This window comes from Microcystis sp. M109S1, assembly GCF_020247025.1.
Classification (GTDB): Bacteria; Cyanobacteriota; Cyanobacteriia; order Cyanobacteriales; family Microcystaceae; genus Microcystis.
Genome location: NZ_JADBRW010000343.1, coordinates 12,758 through 31,202, shown reverse-complemented (window position 1 = coordinate 31,202; position 18,445 = coordinate 12,758). Strand labels below are relative to the sequence as shown.

15 protein-coding genes are annotated in these 18,445 nt (G+C 38.4%); 4 read left to right on the top strand and 11 right to left on the bottom strand.

Annotated features, from left to right (window positions below):
• The 4 genes from IM322_RS17350 to IM322_RS23780 all read left to right on the top strand — a co-directional run.
• On the top strand, positions 1-178 hold a 178-nt coding region (locus tag IM322_RS17350), incomplete at its 5' end, for a transposase (RefSeq protein ID WP_287699126.1).
• A 21-nt stretch (positions 179-199) separates the two neighbouring features.
• Positions 200-1,243, top strand: a complete 1,044-nt coding sequence (locus tag IM322_RS17345; RefSeq protein ID WP_353737527.1) for an ATP-dependent nuclease — start codon at positions 200-202, stop codon at positions 1,241-1,243.
• A gap of 303 nt (positions 1,244-1,546) precedes the next feature.
• Positions 1,547-3,202 carry a hypothetical protein gene (locus IM322_RS17340; RefSeq protein WP_502863070.1) on the top strand — a complete coding sequence of 552 codons (1,656 nt, stop codon included), beginning with the start codon at positions 1,547-1,549 and terminating at the stop codon, positions 3,200-3,202.
• Between the two features lie 61 nt (positions 3,203-3,263).
• On the top strand, positions 3,264-3,503 hold the full coding sequence (locus tag IM322_RS23780) for an Ig-like domain-containing protein (RefSeq protein WP_502863072.1): 240 nt from the start codon (positions 3,264-3,266) through the stop codon (positions 3,501-3,503).
• Positions 3,504-3,699: 196 nt separating this feature from the next.
• On the opposite strand, the gene IM322_RS17335 is transcribed toward IM322_RS23780, so the two are convergent.
• From IM322_RS17335 to IM322_RS17285, 11 genes are all read right to left on the bottom strand, one after another.
• On the bottom strand, positions 3,700-5,724 hold the full coding sequence (locus tag IM322_RS17335; RefSeq protein WP_287672207.1) for a potassium channel family protein: 2,025 nt from the start codon (positions 5,722-5,724) through the stop codon (positions 3,700-3,702).
• 104 nt (positions 5,725-5,828) lie between these two features.
• Positions 5,829-6,668 (bottom strand): SWIM zinc finger family protein, encoded by an 840-nt coding sequence (locus IM322_RS17330; RefSeq protein WP_287672205.1) that lies wholly within the window; start codon positions 6,666-6,668, stop codon positions 5,829-5,831.
• Positions 6,669-6,681: 13 nt separating this feature from the next.
• Entirely contained in the window at positions 6,682-9,804 is a 3,123-nt protein-coding gene (locus tag IM322_RS17325; RefSeq protein WP_287672204.1) for a DEAD/DEAH box helicase, read from the bottom strand.
• A gap of 407 nt (positions 9,805-10,211) precedes the next feature.
• On the bottom strand, positions 10,212-11,192 hold the full coding sequence (locus IM322_RS17320; protein WP_287672203.1) for a DUF3616 domain-containing protein: 981 nt from the start codon (positions 11,190-11,192) through the stop codon (positions 10,212-10,214).
• 149 nt (positions 11,193-11,341) lie between these two features.
• Positions 11,342-12,259 carry a hypothetical protein gene (locus tag IM322_RS17315; protein ID WP_287672202.1) on the bottom strand — a complete coding sequence of 306 codons (918 nt, stop codon included), beginning with the start codon at positions 12,257-12,259 and terminating at the stop codon, positions 11,342-11,344.
• A 148-nt stretch (positions 12,260-12,407) separates the two neighbouring features.
• Positions 12,408-13,895, bottom strand: coding sequence for a hypothetical protein (locus tag IM322_RS17310; RefSeq protein ID WP_287672201.1), 1,488 nt, complete (start codon positions 13,893-13,895; stop codon positions 12,408-12,410).
• Positions 13,896-13,937: 42 nt separating this feature from the next.
• Positions 13,938-14,735 carry a DUF2272 domain-containing protein gene (locus tag IM322_RS17305; protein WP_002750566.1) on the bottom strand — a complete coding sequence of 266 codons (798 nt, stop codon included), beginning with the start codon at positions 14,733-14,735 and terminating at the stop codon, positions 13,938-13,940.
• Positions 14,736-14,776: 41 nt separating this feature from the next.
• A complete protein-coding gene (locus tag IM322_RS17300; RefSeq protein ID WP_002776150.1) occupies positions 14,777-15,619 on the bottom strand; it encodes a 3D domain-containing protein in 843 nt (280 codons plus the stop codon).
• A 9-nt stretch (positions 15,620-15,628) separates the two neighbouring features.
• The gene (locus tag IM322_RS17295; RefSeq protein ID WP_287672199.1) at positions 15,629-16,537 is read right to left on the bottom strand and encodes a hypothetical protein; all 909 of its coding nucleotides are present in this window, start codon (positions 16,535-16,537) and stop codon (positions 15,629-15,631) included.
• Between the two features lie 141 nt (positions 16,538-16,678).
• Positions 16,679-17,494, bottom strand: a complete 816-nt coding sequence (locus IM322_RS17290; protein WP_287672198.1) for a LysM peptidoglycan-binding domain-containing protein — start codon at positions 17,492-17,494, stop codon at positions 16,679-16,681.
• Positions 17,495-17,526: 32 nt separating this feature from the next.
• A complete protein-coding gene (locus IM322_RS17285; protein WP_287672196.1) occupies positions 17,527-18,429 on the bottom strand; it encodes an N-acetylmuramoyl-L-alanine amidase in 903 nt (300 codons plus the stop codon).
• Positions 18,430-18,445: the final 16 nt, after the last annotated feature.

Here is an 18,445-nt window from a genome sequence, read left to right as displayed (position 1 = left end):
TTCTGTAATGGTTAATTCTTTAAAAGGGGTTTCTAGTCGCAGGTATGGACAAGCTGGCTATCCTAAACCCTATGGGAAAGATGCTCTTTGGTCTCCTAGTTATTTTGTTTCTTCTTTAGGAGGTGCAACCCTGGAAGTTCTCAGATGCTCTATTAAAGATCAAGAAAAGCCGTCGTAAAACGACGGGGTTTTAACCCAAATTTTCGATAAACAGGGGAGCAAATCCTACGACATTATATCTGCTGGCAGCGGTTTCCATCAAACCTTAACCTTGTTGGCATTTTTTTATGGTTATAAACCTACTACTATCTTACTGGATGAACCCGATGCTCATCTTCATGTTAACTTGCAAAGAGAGATTCTAGATTATTTTAAGAATCAAAAGGCGATCGAGAGAAATACTCAATTTCTTATTGCCACCCACGCAGAAGAGTTTATTAGAGGGGTTGACGTTCGGCAAATAATCTCATTACTTGATAGCATTCCTAAAAGAGTGGAAGCTACACCAGCGATTTTAACAGCGATGGCCGATGTTTCTAACTTAGAGATAACACAGCTTTCGCTTTCGGAATCTAATTATCCCGTTATTTTGTATGTTGAAGGAGAAACAGATGAGCGTCTTTTACGAGGTTTTGCCACTTCTTTAGGAAAGCAGGATAACTTAAATAAAGTTTGTTTTCGGGTTATGGGAGGCGGCAATAAGAAGAAAATGAAAGAAGATTCTGATCGTCATTTTGCTGGGATTAAACAAATAATTCCATCAGCGAAAAGGTTGGTATTGTTTGATTATGATGATGACGATCAGGCCTTCCACCCAGAAGCAAATGATCCGAAGCAATCATTATATGAATGGCGACGAAAAAATATTGAGAATTATTTATTAGTTCCCGATGCTTGGATGAGAGCAGCCCTACAAACCGGCGGTTTTAACGACCCAGATATTTTTTTTCCTCCAGTTCAAGAATTAATTAGGAATTTTTTTGATAACGAAAATCTTACCCTGCCTCGAAATCAATCTTGGAGAGATGTCAAAGCAAATATTTTTCAAGTTGTGGATGGGAAAAAGCTATTGTTTGAAAATAAGGACTCTCTTTTTCAAAGGCTTAAATCTCATCAACTTCCTTTAGAATCTGTTCCATCTTTAGAATTGACCCGTGAAATCGTCGCCACTAACATGAAATCTGATGAAATTCATGAAGATGTTCATCAATTCTTCGCTAAGTTGGATCAACTTCTGAGTTAAGCAAAATTGTTAAGTAGGGAGGCACAATTATTTGTAGGATGGGTTAGCGGTAGCGTAACATGAGCTTTTGTGATAGGACTCCTTATAGTTAATTTAGCACTCTTAGGGCTTGAGTGCTAATCTAGGTGTGCGGTTATTGAGGAGATAGGGTGTTATGTCCCTACGGCAGACTGAATTGAGTTAAAAAAATAGAAATTTATCAAGATTTATTAATAATTGCGGAAAATCAATGATAACTATTGTAGCATCGGGAAGCTAACAGAATTTTAGCCCATTTTCGCCTTTTTTTAGGAGAAGACAACCATGATTAATCTGAATCCTGCTATCGAACAAAAAATTAATGAATTTATTCTGAAAGTTAAATTAGCTCACCAAAAAGAAGCCACAGATATCATTCAAGAAACGAAGAATTTAAAAGGTGAACTTATTCAAAAACTAGGTGGATTAACTTTTTCAGACTCTTTACCTAGCAGAGAAGAATTAGAAAAACAAATAATAGCTCATACAGATCAGCTTGTGGAGACAATCAACCTTTTATCTACTGGCAAAATTTCAGAAACTCCTCTTGATACTTTAAGCCAAGAAACTGATAGTTTAGTTACAACAATTACTATTCTATTCGATGCTAATGCTAACGTTCCAAACTTGCCAAAACTTAAGGAAAAACTAACTGCTTGGCAAACAAAAGTTAAAGATACTTTGGTTAAATTTTCTGCCACTGTGGAATTACAACAGAAAAATGAGTCTTTGATTGCTAAACTGAAGGATAACTTAGACAAATATAGTTCAATTCCTGAAGTAGATGAACCCTTTGAAAAGTTAATTAAGGAATTTAAAGATAATTTTGCACAACTACAAGAAGCAAGTGTTTTATTTCAAACTTTATACGATTTAATCAATGAAATTAAAGCTAGAGATGAGGTAATCAAACTAAATCAAAGAATTGACATTTTGCTGGAAAAAACCAAAGAACAAGTAGCGGGATGCCATCCAGAATTTGACCATAAAGTACAGGGAGAATTAGCCACATTAATTACAATACTAGGGAGCGCGCAGGTGGAACTCATGGACAGTTCCAAAACTTGTGCTATCATGCAAGTAAAGTCGGTGGTAGATTCTGGAGAAATTGCGATTAAATCTTTAATAGGTCAACCTAATATTATTCTGGCACAAAGATTACGCTATGCCGCCAAAACGGAATTGAGAAAAATCCGGAAATGTCCTTGTCCTCAGCCTAATCTACTAAATTTAAGTACTAATCGACTAAAAAATTTAAGTGCTAATCTACTAAATTTTAGAGATGATTTTTACCATTCTTTCAAAATACCTACAAAAGTTTTAATTGGATTATTGTTATCTGTCCCTTTGAATTTGTGGATTATTCAACACCATTCAGTGAATAAATTACTTGACTCTTTACCTCCAATTACAACTAATAAACAAGAAACTGCTTTCAAACCTAGCCAACAACAAACTGCTTCCGGAAATACTTCATTGCCAAGCACAAGTAAAGAGGCAGAGGCAAGTAAAGAGGCAGAGGCAAGAAATTTTATAATTTTGATATGGATGACAGGCACTTTAGGGGGAGCAGTTAGCATTCTAACTCGTTTGCAAAATTTTGATAATCCCAAAAACCAAAAATATGACGATGACCTCTTGCCATTTATAATTGGTCTAACTAAACCCATTTTAGGGGGAAGTTTTGCTTTCTTTATTCTGCTAATTCTTAACTCTAGCATTTTTCCCATAGAAATTCAGCCTAGCAATAAAGATAATGGGAATGGCATCTATTTATATGGACTTTTGACAATGGCTTTTGTGGCTGGATTTAGCGAACGTCTTGTTCCCGATTTAATTACTCAAATAGAGAAAAAAGTGACTGTAGAGGATAGTTCCACTGGACAGGGACTACCTCCAGCGATTTTGATCGCTCCGCCTATCGCAAGTTTAGCATTATAGCGTTTCCTGTTCACAAGAGGTACATTATCGATTCTGAAAAGCTTAATCAGCAAAGGTTAAACTGTGCCTCGCAGATGCGAGAACCGCTATAAACGGGGAGAAAGAATTTACCATTAACCCCGTTGGTAAGTACACCATCACAATCTCACCACCAGAAAGCGGTAAAATTGATAAAAATATCACTGATGCCAAATTTACCTATACTCCACCCCCACAAGGAAATGCTGGGGATAAAATTACTATTACTGCCACTTCTGATTCCGGACAAACTGCCAAGGCTACTGTCACTTTAACTGCATAAAAAAAGACCGAGAGAGCCTTCTAGTTTGACAAAAAAGGATAAGTAGGTAGGTGTTAAAAGTTGTCAGACACCCCCCTTATTAAGTAGGGCAGGGGGGATCCCCCCGCCTATCGGCACCCCCCTTAATAAGGGGGGCAGGGGGGATCAGAGGCAAAATCTATCTTCAATTTAATTATAACTACTTACTTAACTCCGATTAACTCGATTTCGGGTTAATGGGAATAGCCAGGGCTTGAACTTGAATTTTTTTCAACTCGGAAACTAATCGAATTGCCTGGTGTTCGTAGAGGGGGGCGCCCAGAGTCGCTGGCAAATTTTCCATGAGATCGCTGGCGGTTTTCAGGGGACAATTAGAAAAACGACTGATCACGGTGGGTGCTTCTGCGGCAATATTGCGGTTAAAGGCTTTTTCCACCCGCACGCGCCAAGTTTTGGGAGTTCGACGACCCTGTTCCACCCGTCGCAGTCCGTTGATGGTGGCCAGCACCACAATGCGATCGCCGATGCGTAAGTTGAGATAATCTTCGGGCATTAATTTCGGGGTTTCCCGTTCTCGTTGGTGTAGAATCGGCACGACTCGATAACCGTAGGCAATATCCCCGATCGAGCTACCATTGAGAGTATCTCCAGCTTCGATCTCGTATTCGGTCACCAGAATCGTTTTTTGCGCCCAACGGAACAGATAGATGATATTTTCTCCGAAAGCGGCCCCCGTAAAGGCTTCTGCCGCCACGGTGTTGGTTCCTAAAATGTGAGATTGGGGCAGAATTTGACTTAATTGTTGACTAAGGGTGTCGTCGGTGGTGCGGATGACTAAGTAGCTTTGGGGGTTGAGTTTGCGGGTGGTTAGGGCCACTTCTAAATTGAGGATTTCGTCATCGGTAACAATCGCTATACTTTTGGCCCTGTCTAAATTGACATTTTTTAAAGATTCTTCGATATTTCCCGTCATCAAGGGCATTTTTGGCAGCATAGTCACATCAAAATCCCTATTTAAGCTGACCCCGACAATCGCCTGTTTCATTTCTAGTAATAAATTAGCCACTTCTGTGCCGACTCGACCTAAGCCCACAATAACGATATGATTCTGTTGGGGAACTGGGGGACGGTTAGGGATAAATTGAAATCTTGATGATAATAAAGTTTCTGTCAAAATGGCGTAGAGAACCCCGATAAAAGCGGTTCCAGCTAAGGTTAAAAAGAGACTAAATAGCTGCATCCACCAGGGGACTGCATTTAAATCTTCGGGGTTAGAGGCACCGAAAACATCACCGTAACCACCTAATAAAAGAATCGCCGTTCCTGAAAGAGCGGAAATAAAGGAAGCTCTCGGGGCGTAGATATGGAAAAGAAAAGTCCCGATCATTACCAGCAGGATAATGATAAATACTGACAGGAAAGCCACCCGGTGAATTTGCTGCTGAAAACTCAATTGCCAGAATTGTTGGATTTCTTTGAGCAATTTTTGCCAAAAATGCCGCAACTTCTGGCGAGAATTTGAAGTTTTTTGGCGGGTAGCATCGATGTTTTGGTAGGTAGTTTCGATGGTGGTAATGGTATCACCGGCTCTGATAGTGGTGGTGGGGGACCATTGATAAAATCCGGCCGTTAAAGGTTCATCGGGGGCTGTGTGTGCTAACAGACGACGGGTGGGGGTATTTAAATCACCTAAAAAGCGATCGAGTAAACCATCTTCGGGGCTAATTTGTCTCTGGATAATCCGCAATTTCTGACCGTCGAGATGCAAAAAACCGAGGGTTTCCGTGCCTAATGTGGCTAAAGCAAAGGCATTGGCGGGTAGTTGGGTGGGTTCATAGGCGATAAAATTGCCTAAACGTTCCTTGAGTAGCTCATTGAGATTATCTTTAGAAGAACGCACCACTAAGCGGGTAAGGGGATTTAATTGCCGAATAATTAGGGCAGTAGTGGCATTAATTCGCTCATCACTGGTGACAATTAAAGCAGCCCGACAGCGCTCGATTCCCGCTCTTGCTAAAATGTTTTTTTGACGACAATCACCGATAATTATTTCCTCTAATAAATCGGGAAAATCATTAATTTCCCAACTGGGAGGCTGTATTAGTTCGATACCGACAACGCTAACCCCAAACTCTTTTAAAGACTTGACGCAGTGTTGTCCAAGACTACCCAATCCACACACTAAAAAGCGATCGGCTAACTTGACATTCCCATGGACAAAGCTGAGAGATTCTTGGTTCATAGATTCTGCTTGTCTTAAAAAATAGGATGTTTTTTCAAACTTTTAATCCACCCTTAATTTCCTCTTAATAAGGGGGTATTAGACAATTTTAAACACCTACCTAATTATAACATACCAGCATTTTTATTGCGTACCCGTTGATACATTTCTTCCATTACCTCGATAAAGGAAGTATCCTGATCCCAAAATGCAGGATAATCACCAGCTTTTTTAATGACAATTGCGGGAATAGTTGCCGCTTTAACTAACTGAGGATTTTCGGGTAAACGGTGATGAGAGTGCCAAAATTCTTTGAGATCAATTGTTTCTGATGCTGGTATAGTTTCGGGTTTAGTGTGATAGGAAGTAACCGGGTTAAGAGGAATTTGTTCCTCTTGGATGGAGGAGGAAAGCAGCTTACCGAGGGGAGTTTTTGCTAACTCTTGCAGTAATTTTTGACGAGAGATACCCCGTAATTCAAATAAGAGGAAAGGATCCTGATCTAATTGGGAAGCAACAAGGTAATAAACTCCAGCAATATGTTTACAGGGATTTTCCCAATCGGGACAGGAACAATTGGTGATAAAATCCTTTTGACTGTGGGGTAATAAGTGTAGATTCAGATCGCTAAATGCTTCATCAATATTATCGGGAACTTCTTTGAGCAGCAGTTTAGAGATCATACTCGCTCTTGAACCAAGATTATATAAAGCTTGTGACCACTCTGCTTTAGTAATTGGTTTAATCTCGATACTCACCCTATACAAAGGTTCTTTGTAAACTCCAAAGTAGGGATTAATGGAACCTCGCACCTGAGCAGTAATTAAATTACCATCAATTTTATAATTCTTGACTTTATCATTTTTTGCGTAGGAACGTCCTCGACTCAAGCGCGCTGAGTCAGTAAATTCCTCTAATGCTTCTATAAAGCGTTGTCCCCACCAAGTTTTACTAAATTTATTCATGGGTTTACCTCGATTAAATAATTGTCTGTTTATTCAATGCGATTAACTGACGAAAACTTTCGTTATCTAATTCCGTTAACCAGGATTCATCATTACTAACAATAGCATTAGCTACCTTTTTCTTTTCCTCGATCATTTCATCAATTCTTTCCTCTAAGGTTCCCAAAGTGACAAATTTATGCACGAAAACATTTTTTTGTTGACCAATTCTAAAAGCGCGATCGGTTGCTTGATTTTCTACCGCAGGATTCCACCAACGATCAAAATGAAAAACATGATTTGCTTTGGTTAAAGTAATCCCCACCCCCCCAGCTTTTAAGGATAAAATAAATACGGAAGGTTCTGTTTCGGGATGTTGAAATTCTTCGATCATTTGTTCTCGTTTTGGTTGAGAAGTCCCCCCGTGAAGATAATAAGTATTATAGCGAAAAGTTTGTTTCAGGTACTTTTGTAAGGAGTCCCCGATTTCAGTAAATTGAGTGAAAATTAGCAAACTATCTCCCTCTAAAATTACTTCTTCTAGCATTTCTCCCAAACGCTCTAACTTATGCGATCGCTCAGGAGTAAAAGCGCTGTTATCCTGTAAAAATTGACGCGGGTGATTACAAATTTGTTTCAAGCGCATCAGGGTAGATAAAATTAATCCTTTGCGTTTTATTCCCTCCGCTTCTTCTAATTGTTTTTCCACTTCTTTAATGACAACTTCATAGAGAGAAGCTTGTTCTTTAGTTAAATTACAATACTGTTTGTTTTCCACTTTGTCAGGCAAATCTTTAATTATCTGCTTATCGGTTTTTACCCGACGCAGAATAAAAGGTTCCACTAATTTTTTGAGAACCGTGGACTGGAGACGATCATTTTGTTTTTGGATTGGCACTTCAAACGCTTTACGAAATTGAGTTTCTTTGCCTAAATAACCGGGGTTAAGGAAGTTAAAAATTGACCATAAATCAAGCAGTCTATTTTCCACAGGAGTTCCCGTTAATGCGAGACGATGTTGTGCAGATAAACTCAAGATTGCTTTAGTTTGTGCCGCTTTAGGATTTTTGATATTTTGTGCTTCATCAATTACCAAACGTTGCCAAGATTGCGAGTTAAATAATTTCAAATCCTTGCGAACTAGGGTAAAAGAAGTAATGACGATATCCTTTTGACTAGCTACTGTCTGAAATTCGCTCTCATCTTGATAGCGCTTACTACCATGATGAATTAAAACCTGAAGATGGGGGGCAAATTTTTCAATTTCTTTTGCCCAATTTCCCACCACAGAAGTGGGTGCGACTAGCAGAGTTGGTAAAACATTATTATCTCCCTCTCTTTCCCCAACCAATCTAGCAATTACCTGTAGAGTTTTTCCTAATCCCATATCGTCAGCAAGACAACCATTTAAACCCAATTGTTCCAGGTATTGAATCCAAGCAACCCCGCGCTTTTGGTACTCCCGCAGCGTTCCTTGTAATTGGGGAGGATTTTCGATCGGTTCTAGTTGACTAGGATTTTGTAATTTCTCTAGCATAGAACCCAAAAAATCATCGGTTTCAACAATAATTTCCTCTGGGGATTCGGCAGCTTTTTTCATTAATTCAATCAGATTCATCTCAGGATTTTCCTGCTGATATTTCTGCCAAAAATCCAGCATTTGCTGCATTTTATTTTGTTCTAATTCTACCCATTGACCTCGAAATTTAACTAGGGGTGTTTTGGTGTTAATTAATTGTTGCCATTCCTCTTGACTAATAGTTTCTTCACCGATGGCTAGTTCATATTGATATTCAATGATGTTTTCGAGGCTAAAAATCCCTTTACTAACGGGGGTAGATTTGCCCGATTTAGAAGTAGTTTTTAGCCGAACTTTGGCGCGCTGACGACCTTGGGGAGTCCACCAAGCGGGAATAATCACTTTATATCCCGCATCTTCTAAAATCCAAGCAGTTTCTTTCAAGAAAGTAAAAGCTTCTGTAAGATTGAGAGAAAATCCCGTCGGTTTATCCGTTTCTAATCCTTGCCAAATAGGGGGATAAATACGGGCAGCATAACCCAAACTTAGTAAAATATTTTTGTCTAAATCTTGACCAAAATGCGCTCGTATGCTTGTTCTAGTTTCGGGGACTGCATACCAATATTCGTCTAATTCTAATCGCAGGGAGGGGTCTTGTTTAGAGATGAGGATAAAGGTAATTTGCCACTGTTCAATATTATCTTCTGGTGCTTCCGTTAGTTTAAAACCAAGGCTAAAACTAGATATATTTTGGTCTCCTAGTAATTGCTGTCTCCAAGTTTGCCACTGTTGATATTTTTCTAAGGCAGCGGCAGTTTGCAGAAATCCAGCAGCTTTAGTCACAGAGAGGCAGTCACCTATAATTGTCTCGCCAATTTTTTTATCAAAACTGGCAGGAATTGCCGTATTAGTGACAATTTCATTGAGGAGACATTCGGAGAAGTGCCGGAGTAGGGTTTTGGGATCGTATAATTGTGGTGAAGCATGGGGATTTTCAGCACCAGCAAGACAAATGCGGGGAAGATATTCGAGATAGCGATCGAGATTGGTTTCGTAGGTTGCTGATATAATTTCCCAAAGAGGGTAGATGGCAAAGTTAGCGGGTTTCTTGTTATTTGTGGCTAATTCTCGATATTTAAAAGCAGGAATATAGTTATCTTTGAGAATTATTTCTTTAAAAGCTTGACTGTAGTGATACCAAAAAAGTAGATCTGCACCTAACTGAATCTCTGAGGAGTTGTAAAGACAGATAAAGTGCAGATCATTGAGCAGTTTAAGTACAGGACTAAGGGGATAACAATCAATTTGCCAAGATTGCCATTGGCTATTTTCTGGGGGTTCTTTTTCTAGATAACGCAGTAATTCTAAGGAGGGTAAAGGTTGATTGTCGTGGCTAGGTAAAAGAAAGTAGCGGGGGACAAATTGCCGACTAAGAGGATTATAATTCGATTGAACTATTCCTAACTCTCCGGTGAGAAAGCTAGTTAATTCTTCTTTGCTTAACTGAAAAGGATGATAATTATCAGCAGTGGTGCGACTCTTTTTCGGGGTGCTAGTTTCTCCCCAAAGATAAAAGCTACCCTTCTGAATAAATTCATCCGTTGATTGGGGAATCCAAGTACCGTGAAGAATTTTCATGGTTTTCAATGAGTACAAAAGAACTTAAATGAGGGCAATACTTAGCCTCTAGAAAAATTGTAGCGATTATGGGAGAATTCTCCACACTTTTTTGTCCCTTTGCGAACCCAGAAGTCCTCTGGATAAGAGAAAAAGGTTAATAGAGCTTCTAGGATAAAAAACCATTGAGAAGACGTGATCGGCGGTTTTTTGAGCTTAAAGCTTATCCCTATATGGGTTTAAAGCTATTTTTGTTCTAGGTTTTGTTGAGGTTCCACTAAGAGGGATGTCTAATTATATCAATTCTCCAAAATCCAGCTACAAGAGTTCGATCCCCCTGCCTTCGTCTCCCTTAAAATGGGAAAAAGGGGAAATGGGAACTTAAATTCGATAATTCAATCTGTAGTTTTTATGGGTGAGAATTGGTATTAATTAACTTTTACCCAAATACTGCGGAAATATTTTTCGGGATTATTTTTATCGATAATATCTTTACAGGGAGTATTACCAACTCGCTCGATTGTACCGTCATCGCTTAAAATCTGAAAGCGATCTGGGAAATGGGGATAAAACAACAAAGCTTCTGGACGAAAACCGTCAGGGAATTGCAGTGATTCTATCTTTTCTGGTGCATCTTCTTTTTTTCCTGACCAAGTATAGAAAACAAACTGATCGCCTCCATGAAATTCTCCAGCAATAATTAAATATACTTCTAAAGCTGGCCAAAATTCAATGCTACGAATTCCTAATCCTCCCAAATATAACAAGATAGGATCACCAAATTCAGCCCGAGCATTGGTGGAATTAATAACTAAACTTTGAGGATTTTTTAGAGTTAATAAAAGAGCTTTATCGTTTGGGATAGGATTACGAAAACCGATTAAGATATTTCCGTCTGGAGTTGCCGTTAAACCTTCAATATTTAATCCACCTTTAGCTTTAGGAGCTTTGGTTTCTGCTGTTTTGAAATCAAATATTTTAGCCAAGTCAGAGTCTTCGATAATATCGCGCAAGACTAACTGAGTATAAGACTCACCCACTTGAACTATACTAGAGCCGTCATCGGTAATTTTACTAGCAAAAAATTGATGACGAGGGAGTTTTCGTTCAGCATTTTTATTGCGACCATGGGAAGTAATCCAATAGATTATGTCATTTAGTACAGCTACCCCCTCCAAGTCGATTTCTTTATTTTTAGGATTGTCTTTTAGCCAACTATTAATGTCAATTGTTTCCAGGGCTTTTCCCGACTCTTGAGAGGAATAAATCCAGAGAATATTACCTAATTCTGGATCCGCCTCATCATTACCAACAACAAATTTATTTTCTCCTAAAGCAGTGGCTGCAGAAGCATCACAAATTCCCTGATGTTTGATTTCTTGGATAATAGAAAAGTTGAGAGGTTGCATGATTGTATTCTCCTTGTTAACTGGAAAAGTGAGGACTAAGAAAATTATAGGCGATAGAGGAGAAAAAGACAAGAAATGACTAGAAATAATCTCAGAAAGGACTGGTTTGAGGATTGATTGAAAATCTTTAAGGTGACAAACATAGTTATTTATTTCTGAGTATTAGGTAATATGGGTTTGCCAGTATTACGCACATTGATAAACTTCCCTAAAATATCAAACCAAAAAGGTGCGCCCATCGCCACGGCTACTCCTGTCATTAGCCAGCCAAAGATAGCTTGTAACAAGCCATTTTGTTCTTTTATTTGTTCACCATTAAACCATCCTTTTTCATCCCAACCAATTGGCAAAGGTTGATTAATTTTTTCTAAATCCTTGACACTAACTTGTAATTTTTCTGTACATTTAGCTACTTTGGTGGGATCAGCTTGAGCATCTTTAAAACAAGATTTATTAGTTTGAAAAACTTCTGTCGCTACCTGATTAATTCCCTGTCTTAAATTGGAATTTTTGGATAGTTGCTCAATAACATAAAAACTATCAATATTGAGCAAGGCAGCCGCTAAAAAACCAAAAGCGAAAGATACCCCCTTGGCATTTCTTTTATATACCCCCGATGTTCGCTCCATAATTTGAGTAAAAGTGTTGGCTATTTCATCAATAAAATTCTCCAGAGTTGGATTGTCATGTTTGAGTTTGGTACTATCACCTATTTCTATCAATCTGTTGATCGCTAATTTGTCTATTTTTGAGAAATTGGAAAGACTAGCTAATTTCTTAAAAATTCCTGTTTTTTCTCCAACAAGATTTTTTCCTAAAAAATCCGCTTTCAATAATTTTTCATTATCTGAAAGTTGACTATTAACTAGACTAATTAGAGATTCTGCCAAAACTTTTGGTTCAACATAGGAAGGACCAGCTGAGTTTCCAGTTCTAGGATTAGTGTATTGATTGAAACTTGATAATAACGAGTCATTATTGTACAAAGATTCCACCGTATTTTTCCCCAAGAATATTTCCAGAGCTTTTTTTAAATTTCTAGCCCGAAATTCTAATAAGGCGGCCAATTGTTCCTGTAATTCGGAGATAATAAGGCTGGAAGCTAAGTAGATAAAAATTAGAGCAACAATAATTTCGAGAAGGGTTCCTAGGTTCATTTTTAAGACCTCACTATTGATTTTACAAGTTTTTGTTTTTAGTTATGACCAAAGCAAATTAAGCCAATTCTTCAGTTAAAATACGTCGAACTATTTCAGTAACAGCGGCGGCTAAATTGGTATCTCTTTCCCTGTCGGAACCGTTGGGAGTACGAAGAGCTAAGGAGAAAGTTCTCAGTTTAGCTGGTTGCACACGATTATCAACAAATTTGACGAAAGCTACATAAGCAAAGGAACTAGGTCCGAAGCCAACTTTAGAAATTACCACAGGTTGACTAATCATATTTATCACACCTAAAGTTTCTAAAGCGACATCAATATATCGTGCTGCATCGGTTCCCATAGCACGAACAACGGTTTCTAAACTATTCCATTGACTACCGGTAAAACGAGTATTAGTAGTTAAATGCAGATGCCATCCTAACATCGTAATTAAACGCACTAAATCATAAGTCGATACATCATTGGTTCCCGTGGTATTATCTGCTGGTGATCTTAAGACGGTGGCACTGCTACTTAAATCTTTGATAATTGGATCTTTAATCAGAGAAGGATTAAAATATCCCCCAGTAAATTTACAACTGGTATTTCCCGTTTGAGCTTTTAGCCAAGCTTCCAAATCTGATCGTTTAGTAAAACGTTTAAATAAGGCTCCAATTTGATTCGAGCGTCCCAGAGAACCATCAGCATCTTTTCTATAGGAAACCATATCAACCACCAGATCAAAAAATTTAGGTTTGGGAGAATTAGCTGGTTCAATCACACAATTATCAACATCAACTGTAGGGAATTTCCCATTAATTTGTTCAATTGCGTTAAGAACTCCAATGAATTTAGTGGCACTGAGTAATTGTTCTGGATTAAAGGCATCTTTCCCTAACCAATGGGTTTTGATGGGACTGCTGCCATCGCCAAAACTTCCCACACACACACAGGCATGAGAGATGTTACTGGCCAGAAAATTTAAGCCGGTTGTGTCAATATTGGGCAAATTTCCCCGTTGAGGATAATCGCTAAAAGTAATAGTTTTCCCTGATCCTACGAGAGTAAAATTAGTTCCGTAAGAAACTAAATTAGTCCCGTCTGGTTTCTGTTTTAAGTGTTCAGGATAGTCATCTACTTCCATCGCAAAAGGCGAATTCCGCAGTGTTCTAGCGACGAATGACTGAGTTACCCCAATATTGACCGGTGCGATTGAATTATCTTGGATGGTGGTTAATTTGTTAAGTATAAATTTAGTATCTTTGGCTTGATCTAAGATAAAAGGTAGCTGTTTTGTATCAAGTAAATTAGTAGCAATATTAGGATTAATTGCCACTGTGTCAGAAGGAAGTCCAGATAAATTCAAGGCTTGACAAAATTCTTTGAGTCCTCGCCAAGTAAAAGTATCTCCAGTGCCTAAATCACCATCAATCCATTGTCCACCGGGGTATAACCCTAAGTTAGCTAGTTTAGTTTGAATTTCTCTTACTAACCCTTGATCCGCTTTTAGCTGGGAACGGGTCAGAGTTTTGTTATCGTTAACAATGTCTTGTAAAGTTGCCATAGTTTTGTCCTTGAAAGAGATTAGGAAAGGATAGGAAAAGTATTAAAGCAAATTCTTAATGACAACAAACCAAGGTCGAGTAGTGTCCTTTACTTTACCATTGGTATCAAGTTTTAGGGTCTTTTGGGTAACTGAATCGCTGACATTTCCTCCAATAATATCAATTTCATTCGTTCTTTTTGCTACTACCAAATCACAATGAGAAATATAATTGTCAGTGGTATCATAAGTAACTCCTGATTGACGAGGAGCGCAAACTAAATCACCAATTTCTGGAGTTACTTCATCAATTTTAAAAGCCACAAAAGGAGCATTAATGACTTGATCTTTGCGTTTTTTAACACTATCTCGAATATAAACTGAATGACTCGCATCTCGCTTAAATTTATCGGCCGCACCTGCTTTTGTCATGATCCAAGAAATAAATGCTGCTGACCAAGGTACGTTACCCACATCAAAACGAGTGTCAATATCGTTACGATTTAGAGCTTCTTTCCAATAGGTAACAATGCGTTGCCAAAACCCATCTTCTCGTTCTTTTCTTGTCCCTTTTTTAAAAAATTCCCATTCTTGAGTAGCAATATTAACTAAGTTTTGCTTAAAATTTTGATCGACAAAAATTTCGACATGAGAAATAAAAGCAAACCAAGTAGTCATGCCATCACGAGGCGTTTCTAATTGAATTTCCCAGTGATTATTAGGAGCGGATCGATATTGTTTGATGGCTAGGGTATCCCCTTTTGCTAAGGGAAATTTTTGGGAATCTGTTAAGGTACTGCTATCTTGAGGTAAAGCCTTAATGACGGTATTCACTAAAGCTTTTAGGGTTTTGTCAGCCATGATATAAAGTCTCCTTGAGAAAATAAAGAACGATTGAACGATTAGGATTTGTGCAGTGTATTTAAAGCACTTTTAATCCGGGTATCAGTAATCACAAAGGCAGTGAAGGTTTTGCTAGGATCACTCTTAACATGGGAGAAGGGATTTTTATTAGTAATTCCCAAAAAAGTATCAATCTTATTTCCTTTAATTGCACTCCCCACATCCGCCGCAAAGAAATAACCATCATGCTTCACTTTTTTTCCCGAAGGCAAAATGACTTCTTTTCCTCTTGCATCAGGAATATAAATAACTGTTCCTAAAGGGATCACGGTTTTATCAACGGCAATGGTACGATAAGGAACTAAGATAAAGCCTCCTGAACCATCTCCAAAAAATCCTTTAGCTGGGGCAAATAAAGAGCGATTCATGGCTCGGATAATGGCCTCTTTTAAGCTCGGAAAAAAGGGTTTACAATTGGTTTGAGCGGTTGTTCCGGTTGTGGCAAAGTTAAAGGTTTTAAGGGTATTGCTATCCGTTTTAACTTGTACAGTGCCTTCTAAAGCGGCAGTACACCAGTCTTTTTTAGACAGTTTAACGCCTAAAGAAGTACCACTGGAATTTTTTAAGGCAATGGCATCGGTCGCACTACTCGATTGAGCTTGATGAACAAAGTAGAAAGTAGAAAATAGGGTCAATTTTTTATCTTTAACGCCTTCTGTCGGTTCAGGAAAATCAAAGATAATTTGAGATTCAGTTAGGGCAATTAGAACAGGAACAAATTTATCCTTTTGAGAAGGGGAAGTATAGCTAACTTGTGCAAATGCAGGAGAGACAAAGCTGCTCATAATAACTAGATAAATCCCTGCGATAATTAATAGTAAGTGTTGCAAATATTTGTTCATAATTAGTTCCTAAGAACGAATTTCAGTTAAAATGTCATTAAGTTGGTTTGACCACTGGTCTAGGTTAAAATTCTGAGGGTCATCATGTCCACCCAGTACGATTTGATCAAGAACAACATGAAAAGCGGGAATTAACCATTTTCCGCGCCGTACACTGGCCGCAATATAAACAACTGCTAGGCGATCTAATTGTGCTTTGGTAAACCCGGGATCGGGCGATTTAGCATCATTTTTTGTCGGTGGAGAACACTGTGTTTGACCAGAGTTAGGTTGACATTTTCGGGGTTGAACTAATTCAACTGCCAAAAATAAACCCTTACATTTATTCACCCCACAAAATTGATCCGATTCTCGTTTTGTAGAACGCCAAGGGATATTAAAATCCTTACGAGTGACGGACTCTCCTACTCGATTAATAATGATATGAGCAGGGGATTTTTCGCCACTACCATATTTATTAAAATTATTAAATTCCCAACTAGATTGATTAATATTGTTAGGAAAGTTGGCATTTCCAAAATTAGGGGTACTGGTATCATGAATAATAAAATAACGAGCCAATTCTGCACTAGAATTATTATTATTAGTTCGTGAAACGGGTTTATCTAATGAACCGCCAATGTCTGCTTCGTTAATTCCTTGAGCTTGTAGATATCGTCTTAATTGCTCTTTACTGATATCGATGGTGGGTCTAGTTAATAGTTGATCGAACGGAACAGGTAAACTGGTTAAAGTTGGACCCACATTCCCAAAAATCTTGGGTTGACGTAATAAACATTTAGCCTGATCGATAGAAGAAATTTGAGAAGTCGGTACTATTTGACAAACGGTTTGAGCTTGGATTTTTGCTTGAAAAAATAAGATTATTACTAAAGTAAATCCAAAGATCATGAATCGCTGAAAAAGCTTAAATAACACGGCTTTACCACTCCTTGAAATCTTGAAATAAATAGAAAGACAAATTTCCTCTAACTAGATAACTGGACATGACTGACTAAAATTGATGCTTGAGATCGGCAAGCTGAATTGATGACGATAACCCCAAGAAATTCGAGGAAATCAAGCTAGATAAAATTGTTGATAGCCGACGCTAACAGGTGTGGTGGTTCCTTTCAAAACAAAGACTGCATCGTTAAAGAACTTGATAAAGCGATCGCAGTGTGCGGAAGTACCAATGGGAAATTGACGCATTCGCCAACGATTATTGGAATTTCTGTTTTCAAATAGAGAACCAGCATTATAAGCACAGGCAACTTTGGGCGGATCTAACAAAGTTTTCAAGCGTTGATCGGCAATAAATGACGTTCCTGCTTTAATAGAAATACTGGCATTTTTTAAGTCATCTCGATCGATGGTTGAATCATGTAATGTGCCTCTGGCAGTAGAAATTAATGTTTGCATTAAGCCAACACTGATCAAATGAGGGGTGATAGAATCAGATACATAACCCGGTTCTTTGCGGATAGCGTCTGCTTTTCCGTTCGATTCGGTGGCGATGGTGGCAATAATAATTACTGCCGGCACATTAAAATGTTTTGACCATTGATTAATTTCATCAGAAAAATTATTCCAAATTTTGGTGACGGTTACTGGTTGACCACTGGTTCTCTCAATGCCGCTACCCTCAATTTCTACTCCATCTTCTACCAATCGCCAGCGTACACTATTAGGAAAAGCCCGATGAAAATCTTCTAGGGGATTATTGTCATTGTCATCGGCAAGATCGGGAATTTCTAAAACTTGTCCCACGGAAATTTGATTAGGATTGGCAATATCGTTGGCTTCTTGAATTACCACAAATTTTGAAGCATCACCATAAAATTTTAAAGCAATTCCTCTGAGGGTATCTCCCGATTTAATCGTGTAGGTTTGCATAAAATCATCTCCTGAAGTTATCTTATCGATCTTTACTCAATTGTTACTGTCCGAGTTGTGCCATCCCAAGTTACAGAAAGATTTAATGCTTGCGCCAAATCTACTACTTTCACAAAGCCGAATTGTTCAATTTTTTTGATAATTTCTACTTGGCTAGTTCTCTCGGAGATATCCATCAGTTTATTGCTGTGTTCAATCAACAAAAATCCTAAGGATTTTGCATCTTCCCCATCGGCAAACTTTAATTCCATCACTTCTTGATCATTTGCAGTAATAATTTGCCAATTAAAAGTATCTAGCAAAGGACGAATCTTGACGATACTTTTTTCATTAAATATCTGCGCTTCTCGGAAGGCTTTTCCTTGAACAACTGCTGTGATACTAGCTGGAGTTTCCACTAAACCAGAAACGCCCGTTAATTTGATTTTGACTAGCGTTCTAAATTGCTCTCCTACCTGTCTTTTACTTAAGGATGTATCCCAAGGTAAAACCATCGGATCCCATTTTCCGCGTTGGGGTTTATTAGGAAACTCACGTTCTACTTCTCCATGACCTAAAACGGTTTTAGCTGTTACTTCAATATCATAAAAATCACAGAGTTCTGCTACTACCTGCGCCATGGTTTCCCATTGGGTTTGTGTCATGGGAAAACTACCCGCTTTAAATGGTTTTTCCACCGCACCACTCATACAACAGACGCTAACTCCGATTGAACCCGTATTAAACATTGCTGTATGAGCCGCATAAACATTATCTGCGGTGGAAACATTATCTTTAATTGAGTGAGTTCCTCGCACTAACTGACCATCATCCTCGATTAAAATATGATAATGAGATTTATCGATGCTAGAGGCTTTATGTCCCCCTGCCGTCCAGTGAATAATGATTCTTTTCATCGAACAGTTAGGCATCCATGGTGTCGGTACAATTCCCATAATTTTTACCTCTCAA